Origin of the sequence: Methanosarcina acetivorans C2A, from assembly GCF_000007345.1 — an archaeon.
Taxonomy (GTDB): domain Archaea; phylum Halobacteriota; class Methanosarcinia; order Methanosarcinales; family Methanosarcinaceae; genus Methanosarcina; species Methanosarcina acetivorans.
Genome location: NC_003552.1, coordinates 4956831 through 4970460 on the forward strand (window position 1 = coordinate 4956831; position 13630 = coordinate 4970460).

At 46.8% G+C, this 13630-nt stretch carries 11 protein-coding genes; 7 read left to right on the plus strand and 4 right to left on the minus strand.

Annotated elements, in window-relative coordinates:
* The first annotated feature begins 113 nt into the window (after nucleotides 1-113).
* From MA_RS21090 to cyaB, 5 genes are all read left to right on the plus strand, one after another.
* Nucleotides 114-854, plus strand: a complete 741-nt coding sequence (locus MA_RS21090) for a helix-turn-helix domain-containing protein (RefSeq protein ID WP_011023933.1) — start codon at nucleotides 114-116, stop codon at nucleotides 852-854.
* 43 nt (nucleotides 855-897) lie between these two features.
* Complete coding sequence (locus MA_RS21095; RefSeq protein ID WP_011023934.1) at nucleotides 898-1947, plus strand: hydroxymethylglutaryl-CoA synthase; 1050 nt, start codon at nucleotides 898-900, stop codon at nucleotides 1945-1947.
* Between the two features lie 17 nt (nucleotides 1948-1964).
* Nucleotides 1965-3137 carry a thiolase domain-containing protein gene (locus MA_RS21100; protein ID WP_011023935.1) on the plus strand — a complete coding sequence of 391 codons (1173 nt, stop codon included), beginning with the start codon at nucleotides 1965-1967 and terminating at the stop codon, nucleotides 3135-3137.
* Between the two features lie 6 nt (nucleotides 3138-3143).
* On the plus strand, nucleotides 3144-3542 hold the full coding sequence (locus MA_RS21105) for a Zn-ribbon domain-containing OB-fold protein (RefSeq protein WP_011023936.1): 399 nt from the start codon (nucleotides 3144-3146) through the stop codon (nucleotides 3540-3542).
* Between the two features lie 100 nt (nucleotides 3543-3642).
* On the plus strand, nucleotides 3643-4173 hold the full coding sequence (gene cyaB, locus MA_RS21110) for a class IV adenylate cyclase (RefSeq protein WP_011023937.1): 531 nt from the start codon (nucleotides 3643-3645) through the stop codon (nucleotides 4171-4173).
* Between the two features lie 230 nt (nucleotides 4174-4403).
* On the opposite strand, the gene MA_RS21115 is transcribed toward cyaB, so the two are convergent.
* Together MA_RS21115 and metG are read right to left on the minus strand one after the other, a co-directional pair.
* On the minus strand, nucleotides 4404-5183 hold the full coding sequence (locus tag MA_RS21115; RefSeq protein ID WP_011023938.1) for a GNAT family N-acetyltransferase: 780 nt from the start codon (nucleotides 5181-5183) through the stop codon (nucleotides 4404-4406).
* Between the two features lie 337 nt (nucleotides 5184-5520).
* Nucleotides 5521-7647 carry a methionine--tRNA ligase gene (metG, locus tag MA_RS21120; protein ID WP_048065884.1) on the minus strand — a complete coding sequence of 709 codons (2127 nt, stop codon included), beginning with the start codon at nucleotides 7645-7647 and terminating at the stop codon, nucleotides 5521-5523.
* A gap of 328 nt (nucleotides 7648-7975) precedes the next feature.
* Between metG and sppA the strand changes: the two genes are divergently transcribed.
* Together sppA and serS are read left to right on the plus strand one after the other, a co-directional pair.
* Nucleotides 7976-9205 carry a signal peptide peptidase SppA gene (gene sppA, locus MA_RS21125; protein WP_048065885.1) on the plus strand — a complete coding sequence of 410 codons (1230 nt, stop codon included), beginning with the start codon at nucleotides 7976-7978 and terminating at the stop codon, nucleotides 9203-9205.
* Between the two features lie 136 nt (nucleotides 9206-9341).
* The gene (gene serS / locus MA_RS21130; protein ID WP_011023941.1) at nucleotides 9342-10607 is read left to right on the plus strand and encodes a serine--tRNA ligase; all 1266 of its coding nucleotides are present in this window, start codon (nucleotides 9342-9344) and stop codon (nucleotides 10605-10607) included.
* A gap of 208 nt (nucleotides 10608-10815) precedes the next feature.
* Here the strand turns inward: serS and MA_RS21140 are convergent, their stop codons facing one another.
* Both MA_RS21140 and MA_RS21145 read right to left on the minus strand, forming a co-directional pair.
* Nucleotides 10816-12792, minus strand: a complete 1977-nt coding sequence (locus tag MA_RS21140; RefSeq protein ID WP_048065886.1) for a glycoside hydrolase family 15 protein — start codon at nucleotides 12790-12792, stop codon at nucleotides 10816-10818.
* On the minus strand, nucleotides 12789-13595 hold the full coding sequence (locus MA_RS21145; protein ID WP_048065887.1) for a V4R domain-containing protein: 807 nt from the start codon (nucleotides 13593-13595) through the stop codon (nucleotides 12789-12791). Before MA_RS21145 ends, MA_RS21140 begins: the two co-directional genes overlap by 4 nt.
* Nucleotides 13596-13630: the final 35 nt, after the last annotated feature.

Sequence of the window (13630 nt, forward strand, 5' to 3'; positions counted from 1 at the left end):
ATAAATTTTTTGTAGAAGACATCCATTTTTAAACCGCTCCAGTACTGCGACAATTGCCGAACTCGCATTCGTTAGATATATATGGTAATGTTTCGTCTTAGTTTAAGGAAGTCATGACATCAAACGATTCCTCAGAAAATCTGCGCAACCGTCTCGCGGAAAAAATGGCTGGTGATATCACACTCTCGGAAAAGCCCGGAGAGTCCCTGAAAAAGTGGAGGTTAAACTTCGAGATATCCCAGACCGATATTGCAAATTACCTTAAGGTATCCCCCTCTGTGATCAGCGACTATGAAAGTGGAAGGCGAAAGTCTCCAGGGACACTGATAGTCCGGAAGATCGTTGAATCGCTGCTTGAAATTGATATGGAGCGGGGTGGGAAGAAGATCCACGCTTACGAATCCATACTTAACGCTGAAAACAGTTCTAAATCCATCTACTCAACCTATGAATATACTATCCCGATACAGCTTGCAAAACTGGTTAACCTTATCGAAGGCGATATTGTCTACAAAGGAGCTGAAAAGCCTCTGTATGGTTTTTCTGTCATCGACAGTCAGAGGGCGATCCTGGAACTTTCCTCCCATGAATTCCAGAAGCTCTACGGCTGGAGTACGGACAGAGCCATGATCTTTACGAAGGTCAGTACCGGAAAATCCCCCATGGTAGCTATCCGGGTCACCAACCTGAAACCCGGAGCTGTTGTGCTCCACGGACTCCGTAATGACGAGGTTGAACCTGTTGTAGTCAAGATGGCGGAGGTAGACCGAATCCCCCTGGTCGCAACCACAATGGACCTCGACCAGATTGTGCAGTTACTGAAAAAATACAGTCAATATTATGCGAGGGAATGAACCCTGAAACTGATGCCTTAAACACTCAAAAACAGGTGAACACATGACTATCGGAATTGTATCTTACGGTGCTTATGTCCCGAGATACCGGATAAAAATTGAAGAAATCGCCCGGCTCTGGGGTGATGACGCCGAGGCTCTCAAAAATGGCCTCATGGTGTACGAAAAGTCCGTGCCTGATGTCGACGAAGACGCAGCAACGATTGCAGTGGAAGCGGCAAGATATGCAATGGCAAGAAGCGGCGTAGATCCCTCCAGAATCGGGGCGGTGTACACGGGTTCAGAAAGTCATCCCTACGCTGTAAAACCTACAAGCACCATCGTCGCCCAGGCTATCGGCGCAACCCCCGAAATGACTGCAGCAGACTTTGAGTTTGCCTGTAAAGCAGGAACAGCCGCAGTTCAGGCCTGTATGGGCCTCGTGGGCTCGGGAATGATCGACCTTGGCCTGGCCATCGGAGCAGACGTTTCCCAGGGAGCCCCAAGCGATGCCCTTGAATACACTGCAGCTGCAGGCGGAGTTGCCTGCCTGATCGGAAGAAAAGAATCCGAACTTGCCGCAATCATTGAAGATACATACTCTTTTACAACGGATACCCCTGACTTCTGGAGAAGGGAAGGAATGCCCTATCCCGAACATGGAGGCAGGTTTACGGGAGAGCCCGGATACTTCAAGCACGTGACAAACGGCGCAAAAGGGCTGCTTGAAAAACTCGGGACAAAACCTGAAGATTATGATTATGCAGTCTTCCACCAGCCAAACGGGAAATTCCCTAGCAAAGCTGCAAAGATACTCGGGTTTACAAAAGCCCAGATTACTCCCGGACTTGTTGTCCCGAAAATAGGGAACACCTATTCTGGTTCCTGCCTGATGGGAATTGCTGCAACCCTTGACCAGGCAAAGCCCGGAGACCGTATTTTTGCAACCGCCTTCGGGTCAGGAGCAGGGTCCGACGCGTTCAGCATAACAGTTACCGACAGGATTGAGGAAATCCGAAATAGGGCTCCGAAGGTTTCCGAACTTATCAAGGATCCCGTATACATCGACTACGCAAGGTATGCCAGGCATAAAGGCAAGATCCGTCTGGCCTGAAAACGGGGTGAATAAGAATGAGAGACGTAGCAATTATCGGAGTAAAAAATACTAAATTTGGGGAACTCTGGGATCGCTCCTTGAGAGACATAATTGTAGAAGCCGCTATCGGAGTACTTGATGATGCAGATGTTAGCGGAAAAGAAATCGATGCTCTGTATCTAGGGAACATGAGTGGCGGCCGTTTTGTTGACCAGGAACATATAGGGGCCCTCATCGCGGATTATTCCGGGCTTTCCAAGAACCTGCATATTCCGGCTACCCGGGTCGAGGCTGCCTGTGCATCAGGCGGGCTTGCGCTGCGCCAGGCCATCATGGCAGTAGCATCCGGCTACAGCAATATCGTAGTTGCAGCAGGGGCGGAAAAAATGACCGATGTAGGGACCGAAGAGGCATCCTCCGCTCTTGCAGCAGCAGCCGACCGTGAATGGGAAGGTATGGCAGGAGCAACTTTTCCCGGCCTGTATGCAATGATTGCAAAACTGCACATGCATAGATACGGAACCACCAGTGAACAGCTTGCAGAGGTTGCCGTAAAAAATCATAAAAACGGCTCTTTAAATCCCATTGCTCAGTACAAGAACGAAATCTCCGTAGATGATGTGCTGAAGTCAATAATGGTGGCTGATCCGTTGCATATCTTCGACTGCTCCCCAATAACAGACGGAGCATCGGCACTTGTTGTAGCTCCTGCGGACATCGCTCACAAGTATACCGATACTCCCATTTACATTAAGGCGACAGCACAGGCAAGTGACACAATTGCCCTTCATGACAGGAGGGACATCACCACTCTGGACTCAACCGTGATGGCTGCAAAGAGGGCATATTCAATGGCAAAATTGACCCCTGAAGACATTGACCTTGTCGAAGTACACGACTGCTTTACTATTGCCGAGATCTGTGCAATTGAAGACCTCGGCTTTGCGGAGAAAGGGAAAGGCGGAATTGTCACCGAAAATGGAGAAACCGCTATTGGCGGCAGGATTCCTGTCAACACCTCCGGCGGCCTGAAAGCCTGCGGACATCCTGTTGGAGCAACAGGCATAAAACAGGCTGTGGAAATCGTAACCCAGCTGCGCGGGGATGCAGGCAAACGCCAGGTAGCAGGGGCAGAGTACGGAATGACCCATAACGTAGGAGGGTCAGGAGCAACGGCAGTAATACATATCTTATCGAGGGAGAGGTGATATCCGATGTCTTCCGTTCCAAGATTCTGGAGAAATCTCGGCAGTAGGTACAACCTTGAAGGTACCCGTTGTGATGAATGTGGAAACTATTTCTACCCCCCCCGTAATTTTTGCGTGAACTGCAGGCGATCGGGTCAGATTGAACCCTATAAATTTAAAGGCACAGGCGAAATAGTAACCTATACGCTAATTCACACAGCTGCGGAAGGTTTTGAAGGCCAGGCTCCATATACCCTTGCGATCATCAAGCTGGATGAAGGGCCCCGCCTGACCTCCCAGGTGGTTGGCGACCCTGAGAAAATCCAGATAGGAACGCGGGTCAGGTCCGTGTTCAGAAAGCTCGGAGAAGACGGCGAACGCGGTATGATCTACTACGGCACCAAGTTTGTTCCGGCAGAAGAATGATAGGGCCAGGACTTTTCCTTCCTGGAAATTTAATAAATTTACGGTTTAGTTAATAAATAACGGATTGAATCCTGAACATAACCGGAGATGTCTGGAAACTATGATTGAAGTGGAAGTCAAGGTAAGAGCGGATCACTCAAAGATCCGCCCTCTCCTTGAGAAAATCGGGGCAAATAAAATTGGAGTTGAAGAACAATCGGACACTTATTTTTCAGCTCCATATCGGGACTTTGCAAACACCGATGAAGCCCTCAGGATCCGCTCTCTGGGCGGGCAGGCTGTTTTAACCTATAAAGGGCCTAAGCTTGATAAAGTCTCCAAAACCCGAGAAGAACTCGAAACTCCTGTAGATGAGGCTACAACGGCGAAAATATTTCGTGCCCTGGGGTTCTCGGAAGCCGGAGCAGTCCGCAAAAAACGAGAAATATTCAGAGCAGGAGAAGTAATCGTCTGCCTTGATGCAGTCGAGGGACTGGGAGAATTCCTGGAAGTAGAACTTGATGTGGAAGATGAAAAAGATCTTGAAAGCTCCAGGGAGAAGTTGTTTGAATTTTTGTCCCAGTTTGGAGTTGATGAAAAGGACTCTATCAGGACTTCCTACCTTGAGATGGTGCTGGGAAAAAAGAACTGAAAGCATTTTTACCCATTAATGCTGTTGTGTCAGCAGTAAATATCATCAGCAGTAAAAATGGAATGTCCAATATAGCCGATTACAGCGTTCAGAATCTTTTTCATTATCTTATAATTCTTGAGGACTGGAGAGACAATACTGCAAATACATATAGTCTTTTTATCCAAAATGTGATAAAGAGAAGTGGAACAACGATTATATTTTTCCTGTGACTGAAAACCTATTCAGAATTAAAGGGAATACATTTTTTTCATAATATTTTCAAATCTTGTATTACTGATTGGATGATGACTGATGACCTTCCCATTATAAATAATACAAAATGTTCCGAAAGCACAGGGTGTTTGTTGAGCTTCCTCCGAATCCTTAAGGTCGATTAGGTTAGCCTTTATTTTCAATTTGTTTCTGGCAGTTTCCAAAATAGCATCCACGTTTTTTACTGAATAAGGACACTGGGCGGAGCGTATGATGGTCAGGCCTTCCTCATATTTCTCCACATTCGCTGAGATGTTTTTAAACTTCGGATCCGGGGCTTTCGGGTTGAATTTTAAAACCATCAATTCAAAATCAGGTTTAGCCTCATCGACAGGAATAAACTCCTTTTTTAAGAAAATATCTTTCCTGGCCATAAATGGGCCATTTCTTGTAACAACCGCAACGCCCTGCATGTTTGCTTCTTTTGCATCCTTAATGCACTCCTCGATCAAAGAAGACGCATATCCTTTCCCTTTAAACTCGTTTTTGAATCCGACAAAAATGCAATGGATAAACATATATCCTTCTGCATCTACCGGGCGGTGTGCATATTTTCCCGGGATATATTCAAGCATACCCTGGTAACCGCCTTCTCTTGAGATGATTACTTTTATCCTGAGCCCTTTCGGATAGTATTCTTTAAACCAGTCAATTTTCCTTCTTAACTCAAGGTGCTTTTTTAAATCTTTGTATCCGCAAACACCATACTCAGCAATGTTTTCCGGAGTAAGGTCCATTATTTCTATGTCAGTCATAGAGACACAATTCCATAATTCATTTACTTCGGCTCTTCGCTGTTTCGGGTGGGTAACTTAGATTCATCTCCTGATTATCAACTATCCGGAATGTCAAATCAACTAACCTGAATGTCAAACCAACTATCCAGTATGGCAAATCAACTATCCTGAATGTCAAAGTATCATATCTAAAATTTAGAAATACTTATGGTTGAAAATCACATTTAAACGTGATGTTTCTCTTTTTTTGCCTGGATACTTTCTAACCGAACAATTATTTTCGGCCCGTATGAAGCAGCGAAGAGCCAAATAATTTTTTCAGCTTCCCGAATTTTACTTTTCCTGGATTCAATTCTTACCTAATTCTGGAACCCGGCTTGATTTCTTTGTCCGGCATAAGAGCTGCTACAATCGCCCCGCCGTCATCGGCTGCGAGCATCATGCCGTTTGACTCAACCCCGCAAAGTTTGGCGGGTTTAAGGTTGGCAAGCACAACTACATATTTGCCTACGAGCTCTTCGGAAGTGTAGTACGAAGCCATGCCTGCTACAAGCTGCCTTGGCTTTTCTTCTCCGATATCCACTTCAACCCTCAGGAGTTTTCTGGACTTCTTTACAGGTTCGACAAAGAGCACCTTCCCTACCCTGATGTCAAGCTTGGCAAAGTCTTCATACTCAATCTGGGGAAGGGTTTCGATTGGCACCTTTTCTTCAGCTTTTGCCGCCTTTTCGGCTACTTTTGCCTCTTCCGAAGGCCCCATCCCTTCAGACTTAGAAGGCTCTTTCTCGCCTCCCTTTGCTGCGGATTTTTTTGCGTTTGCGGCTTTCACCCTCTGGTTTGCAATCTCTTCCATCTCTCCGATCCTGTCGTCTTCGAGTTTGGTAAAGAGAAGCTCAGGCTTTGCAAGTTTTGTGCCTGCCTTCAGGGGCACAAGGGCTTCTTCGTACCGTGAGGCATGGATATCGCTTTCCTGCCCGAGCCCTTTCCAGGCTGTTTCCATGGTCTGCGGGAGCACGGGTTCGAATATGAGGCTCAGGGCTTTTGCCAGGTGGAGGCAATTATAGATAACCTGTCCACATGCGGATCTGTCTTCTTTTATTAGTTTCCAGGGCTCGTGGGACTGGAAGTATGTGTTCCCGAAAGACGCAAGGGCCATGGCAGAATCCACGGCTTTCTTAAACTCGTACTCAGCCATTGCCTCTTTTACTTCTTTCAGGGCTTCTTCGATTTCTGCGCTTACTTCAGGTTCGAGTTTTCCTTCGGGGACTTCTCCATAGTTCTTGAAAGCAAAGAGCATGGTCCTGTACAGGAAGTTGCCGAGTACGGCCACCAGTTCGGCGTTGATCTTTTCCTGGAGCACGCGCCAGGAGAAGTTAAGTTCCTTGGTATGGGAGGTGTAGCTTGCAAGGTAATACCTCAGGAGGTCGGGATGGAAGCCGTGGTCAAGATAGTCTTCCCCTACCCAGACAACATAGCCACGAGTCTTGGAAAACTTTTTGTCTTCGATTTTAACCATACCTGAGGCTACAACAGCCGTAGGCACGGAATAGTCCGCCCCGTTAAGCATGGCAGGCCAGAAGATGCAGTGGTGGTAGGTAATGTCCCCCCCGATAAAGTGGACGATTTCCCCTTCTCCCTTCCAGAACTTTTCCCAGGAGTCTCCTGCCTGTGCAGCCCATTCCTCGGTAAAAGCGATGTATCCTATGGGAGCGTCTACCCAGACGTAAACCACAAGGTCTTCATGTCCCGGAAATCTAACTCCCCATTCCAGGTTCCTTGTGATGCACCAGTCCGTAAGTCCCTGTTTTACCCAGCCAAGTGCGTAGTTTCGAGCATTGGTGGTGCCTCCCAGGTCGTTTGAAAGGTAATCCATCAGGTAGTCGCCGAACTCGGAAAGTTTGAAAAAGAAGTGTTCCTGATGCCGGTACTCTGCAGGTCCTCCGCAGATAGTGCATACAGGGTTCTGAAGTTCTCCGGGCTCAAGGTGTTTTCCGCATCCCTGGTCGCATTCATCACCCCGGGCTGTTTCGCCACAGTGCGGGCAGGCTCCTTCCACATAGCGGTCAGGAAGGAAGCGGTTACATGCAGGGCAGTAGGCTATTTCTATAATTTTCGGGTACACATAGTCCTTTTCAATCAGCCTGTTTACAATATCCAGAGTCCGGTTATGATTTTCAGGGTCATCGGTTGTCCCGAAAGCATCAAAGTAAACTCCGAGCTGCTTGAAAGTTTCGTCAAAGTGCTTATGATAGATCTCTACAAGTTCTTTAGGGGTGATCCCCAGCTCCTCGGCGTTTACGACAATTGGAGTGCCGTGGGTATCCGAGCCGCAGACAAAGGTAACTTCCCTCCCTTCCTTCCGCAGGGAACGGGCAAAAATATCGGCGGGCACATAGGTTCGGAGATGCCCTATATGGGCCTTGCCGTTGGCATAAGGCAGGCCGCAGGTGACAAGTACGGGTTTACTGGATGAGTCTGACATTCTTATCTCCATAGATTTTTATGAGTGTATCCCTTCTGGACGACTGCAATTCTGAAAAATATTTCGCTTATTGTGTTTGCAAGGAAACTTATTTGAGGGATAGTTGATACTCCTATATAAAGAAAGGTGGAATGCAGAGAAACATAAATACTTGCTCTGACAATTCAGACCTGTTGAATTGACTCTTTTATTTGCAGGCTTCTTAAAAATAGATTTCTGGCAGTTTTCCGACCAGAGAATTTGCCTGCCTTTTAACTGGAGTTTTCAGCAGTAAAAAGCATAGACCGGGAACTAAAGAATAAATCCAAGAAATACGGTCCTGTCAGATATGAATGATGAAAATGTGAACCCAGAAGGTACGGATTCAAAAAGCATGAATCCGGAAGAAGCACCTGGAGACGACCTTTCGAGAAATAGTGCTTACGAGAAAAAAGAGGCTATTATCCCTGAGGAAGGCATTTCAGAGATTACCGTCGGAGAAGACTCTCCAGATTCCGATTCTGCTCCTGAAAGGCAGGAAGAGGAAAAAAAGGATGCTTCGGGAATTCCTCCCCGGGAACCGGAGAAGAAAAGGATTGAAAGCGAGAAATCTAGCAAGAGCTCAGGCCCTTCGCCTTCCATACAGAAAAACAAACGCAGCAACAGGTCCTATTTTTTGGTTTTACTGGCCCTTATTGCTGTTATTGCGGTCAGTATGGCTGCTATATTCTACGGGCTTGGTTTCGGAGGAGATTTCGGAACTTCTGAGAAGATCGCGGTGATTTACGTACAGGGCTCCATGCTCACCGGAAACGTCCCCTCAGGCCTCGGTTATGCAACCTCGGAAGAAATTTCTGAAAATATCCACTCCGCTGTAGCGGATGAAAATGTCAAGGCAATCGTACTCAGGATTAACAGCCCTGGGGGATCTCCTGCAGCCGCTCAGGAGATTTCAATAGAGATTGAGAAAGCCCAGGAAAAGGGCATCCCTGTTGTTGTATCCATGGGAGACCTTGCGGCAAGTGCCGCATATTATATCTCTGCGCCTGCAGATTACATATACGCGAACCCCTCCACAAGCACGGGATCGATAGGAGTTATCTGGACTTTTGAGAATATGTCTTCTTACTACGAAAGGGAAGGTGTAGAGTATTACATTTCAAAATCCGGAGAATTCAAGGATATGGGAAGTTCCTGGAGAGGACTTACGGACGAAGAAAAAGAATACGCGGATAGCGTTGTAATGGAAAGTTATGACGATTTTGTAGGCCAGGTTGCAGAAGGGCGTAATATGAGCCGGAGTGAAGTAAAAGAGCTTGCTGACGGGCGCATATATACAGGAACGAAAGCAAAGGAGCTCGGGCTTGTGGACGGCTTTGGAAACCTCTATGACGCAATTGATAAGGCTGCGGAACTGGGAAGTATTCAGGGAGAGCCAAAAGTTGTGTACATGAACAGAGTAAGCCTTTCAAGTTTGCTTCTTGGTTCGGAGTCAGGGAATTCCGGGGAAGAAACCAGTCAACTTGTCGATTACTTTGAGAAAAGCCCGTACGGTAAGATTCTTGCCTGTATGAGCTAATTCCCGGATTTTCTCTCTTTCCCTTTTTCGATAATATTTTTTTATTTGGACAGTTATCTGTTTTTCAGGACAGGCATTCTGCCTGAAAAATAGCAAAATATATATTAGCTAACATGCAGGATAATTCGGGCTTAACATGCTGGAACTCAAATTTGTACGAAATAACCCCGACATAGTTGGGCGTGCCCTTGTTAACAGAAATATGGGCACAGAGCTTATAGATAGCCTTCTTGAGTATGACGTGGCCTGGAGGAAATGCCTCACCGAAGGCGACAGCCTCAAGCATAAACGCAACGTGGTCACCCGCGAGATAGCGCAGCTTAAGAAGGAAAATAAGGACACCTTATCCAAGATAAATGAGATGCAGGACATAAACAACCGTATTAAAGAAATCGATGATAAAATACGTGACTATAAGTCAAAAATAAATGAGATAATGCTCAGCATCCCTAATATCCCCTCCGAGACAACGCCTGTAGGCAAAGATGAAAATGACAATCCTGTTGTAAGGGTAGTTGGAGAGAAGAAGAAATTTACTTTTACTCCAAAGCCTCACTGGGAAATCGGAGAGGCGCTGGATATACTCGACTTTGAACGAGGAGCAAAGATAGCAGGGCAGGGCTTTACGGTCTATAAAGGGCTTGGTGCAAAGCTTGAAAGAGCCCTCATAAACTTCATGCTTGATGTACACACCAGGCAGGGGTATCTCGAAGTTTTCCCGCCTGTGCTAATCAATGAAAAAGCCATGACCGGCACAGGGCAGCTGCCAAAGTTCAAGGAAGATATGTACTTGTGCTGCGCTGACGGCTATTATCTTGCCCCGACTGCAGAAGTCCCGGTGACCAACCTCTTCATGGACGAGTATATGGAGAACCTACCGGTATCCCTTACAGCATATACCGCCTGCTTCAGGCGGGAAGCAGGAAAACACGGGCAGGATACAAGAGGCATCATTCGACAGCACCAGTTCAACAAGGTTGAACTTGTCAAGTTCGTAAAACCTGAAACCTCCTATGAAGAACTGGAAAAACTCACCCTCGATGCCGAAGAGATTCTAAAACTTCTCAAGCTACCCTATCGCTTAGTAACCCTTTGCACTGGCGACCTGGGCTTTTCGGCTGCCAAGACCTACGACATTGAGGTATGGGTCCCCACACAGGAAAAGTACCGGGAGATCTCCTCGTGCTCGAATTTCGAAAACTTCCAGGCAAGGAGAGCAAATATCCGCTTCAGGACCCCTGAAGGTCCGCAGTTTGTCCACACGCTTAACGGCTCAGGCCTGGCTGTAGGCAGGACCGTCGTTGCTATCCTTGAGAACTACCAGCGTGAGGACGGCAGTGTGGAGATTCCGGAAGTTCTCAGGCCTTACATGGGCGGGGTCGAAGAAATCAGAGAAGAGTGAATGCGGGTCACTTCAAAGGGTCACTTCAAAAATTCCATAGCCTGAAATTCGATAAAAAAGACGGCTCGTCACAGGCAGCCTTTCATATTACTTTGAGGAAAGCCCTAAGGGCAAATCCTCACCTGCCTGAAGAATTAGGTTCCTTCACTTTCCTTTTTTCCAGGGATTACCTTTCATCCTTCAGCCTTATACCACTCATTAGCCTGCTTTATTCATGATCTCCTGTGTTTCTTCTGCAAATTTTATCAAGGAGAAGGATATTGTCAAGCATGAGAGACCCACTCCAGCCAAGGGGAATTGCCCAGGCTGGTTTCCCTGAAGATTTATCCACCTGTTCGGGGAGAAGCCCCGTGCTTGTTGACCCGGCCATAGCCCATCTCAGGCATTTGACCCCCTCAATGGTCAGCTTTTTCAAATCTTCGACATATGGTCCTTCTTTTCCATTGGGAAGGTCAAGGATAAAGGCAAACATAGCCTCCGAAAGCCAGAGAGTTGTTACCACCCAGGGATTTCCGTCGATGTAACTGTCATTTTCGTAACGTTTGATTCCATAGCCTCCATTGATAGGAATTGAGAGCTTTTTCTGGATATTTTCTATCAGGAAAAGAATCATGTCCCTTTCCACAGGGTCTTTCGGAGAGATCATCCCAAAGGGCATATAGGCTCCAAGGATGCTTGCATCAATTGTTTTATCCAGCTTTTCGTTGATGATTCCCTTTGCAAAGTAGCCTTCCTGAAGCCAGAAACGGTCAATCGTAGCCTGTTTGATGAATTCAGCCCTCTTCTTCCAGCGCCTTGCCATGCCCAACTCTCCGTTTTCTTCTGCGAGGTGAGAGGCTCCCATAAGCCCTGAGTAGATCGAGGCATTGGTATAGGTGAAAACTCCGTAATAGGTCTCCCACAGATCCATACAGCTTTCATGCAGCCCGGACTTGGTCCTCTTCATCAGGTATTCGGCAGCCCTGAGCACGGAGACCCAGACTTCTTCCAGAAATTCAACTTTTTTGAGGCCTTCGAGGATCCTGTAATATATGTCCATGGCATGAAGCGTGGCCCCGGTCTCGTCGATCTGAGTTGAATAGTCAAAATTACCCCAGGAAGGAGCTATGTCTCCATTGAGCCAGTAGCGCTGGAACCAGGAACCGTTAGGGAGCTGAGTCCGGATGCACCACTTGAAAAATCGGTCACAATAATCGGGATATCCGGAATGCTTGAGGGCGAGCACCAGCTCCGAGGTGTCCCTGTTCCAGCAAAACCCGTATCCCCCGCATTTCTCAAAATTGGAGTCAAACTCAGGAGCAGCCACAAAAGATCCGTATTCGCGGTCGTTCAGAAGATAAAGCATGAGAAGAGACCTGTTATAGGCATTGAAGAGTTCCTGGCGCAGGTTATTATGCCCTTCAAGCCCAGGCATCTTAAGCACATGTTTTTTTGACAGCCACATTACCCAGTGTTCCCGTGTCTTTTCAAAGATATGCTCCAGAGGCAATTTAGACAACTCATGCATCCTCTTATACAGGAGGCTCCGGGAAGATGCAGCCCCCATAAAGATAACAAACTCATTTGCCCCGTCAGCTTCCAGATCGAGGTCCCAGCCGGCAGCGTTGTTGATATTTCCGATATCTTCTTTATTCCGCTGGAGCTTTCCATCCTCCATATCGTATTTGGAGTTTGTCCACCAGATAGTGTCCATTGCCTTTCCGATCTGCCATTCCGTAAACTCCGGCAGGGCATAGATTCCTATATAGTAATTTTGCCAGTACTGTGCAAGCAGGCGAGCTTCGGCATCGCAAAATGCGGAGTTTTTCTTGGAAGTCTCCCCTACGTTAAAATTCGAATAGTAAAAAAATTTGCCGGACATTTTTTGCTGAGACTGCACTTTAAACCTGCGGATAAGGACAGGCACTTCGGGGTGCACAAGGTCAAGAATCGAGATCCTTATCCCGGAGTCGTGGTAGAGTTTGGTGGATACGATATTGGTATCCTCGATATAGTTCTGAATAGAGTGCCAGTCGTTATCGTTTGTCCAGAGAAGCCTATCCCCTGTATGGATACAGGCAAGGGACTCCTCTACGTGCTGGGCATGGTCTCTGCGGGGATAAAATAAGCCTAAAATCTCTCCCTTTCGCCCCATTGTCACAAGCATTTCGTCATTTCCGAGAATGACATTCGGTTGTCGGATCACCGGGTGTCCCCTCTAAGCTGATATTCCTGGTTTTCACGGGAAGGAGCCAGGGAGATCACATGCTCGCAGACCTCCTTTCCTGTGGCTTTACAGCTGACTTCCCTCACACTTATGTTCTTCCCGAAATATTCGGTAAGGTAACCCGCAAAGTAGCCGCTCATAAAGGCACAGACAGGCTGGTCCGAAGCTCCGTAAACATCGGCTATAAACGAGTCTTTAACAATAATTCTTCCTTCATAGGTTTTGGGGTCGCATTCGATTTCCAGAATTCCCCAGCCAACAGCTCTGTATAGCTCTGCAATCATGCTTGCGAAGTTGCTGTCATTAATAGGCATTATACTCTTGAAATATTTTGCGGCATGACTCCCTCCCCGAAGTCCGGACAGGGTAAGAAGCCCTTCTGCATGCGGCACACTCTGATTAAGAGTTTTAATGATGTCAACAATTGCGAGTGCCCTTGCCATAACTCCCCTGACTCCTATGACATTCAGAGGAAAATCAACAGAGTATATCATCCCGAACTCCGAAATCCCAAATTCCACTGCATTTACAACTTCCAATTCTCCTATTTTTTGAGCAAGATTTGCCATATCCACATCTTTCTTAAGCTCCGTAAATATGGAGTATTCTCCAGTCGTCTGCGTAATATTATCAATATGTCCGAACTTAATGAAAGCATTCTCTTTTTCAAGTAAATCAGTTATTACGGATAAAGAGCCGGGCTCTTTCGAATATGTAATCTTGAACCATACAATCTGCGAATCTTCATTAAATCCTGCAAACATGCATAAGTCCCTAACCATGTGACTCAAACTCCCATGAATTATATGCATACATT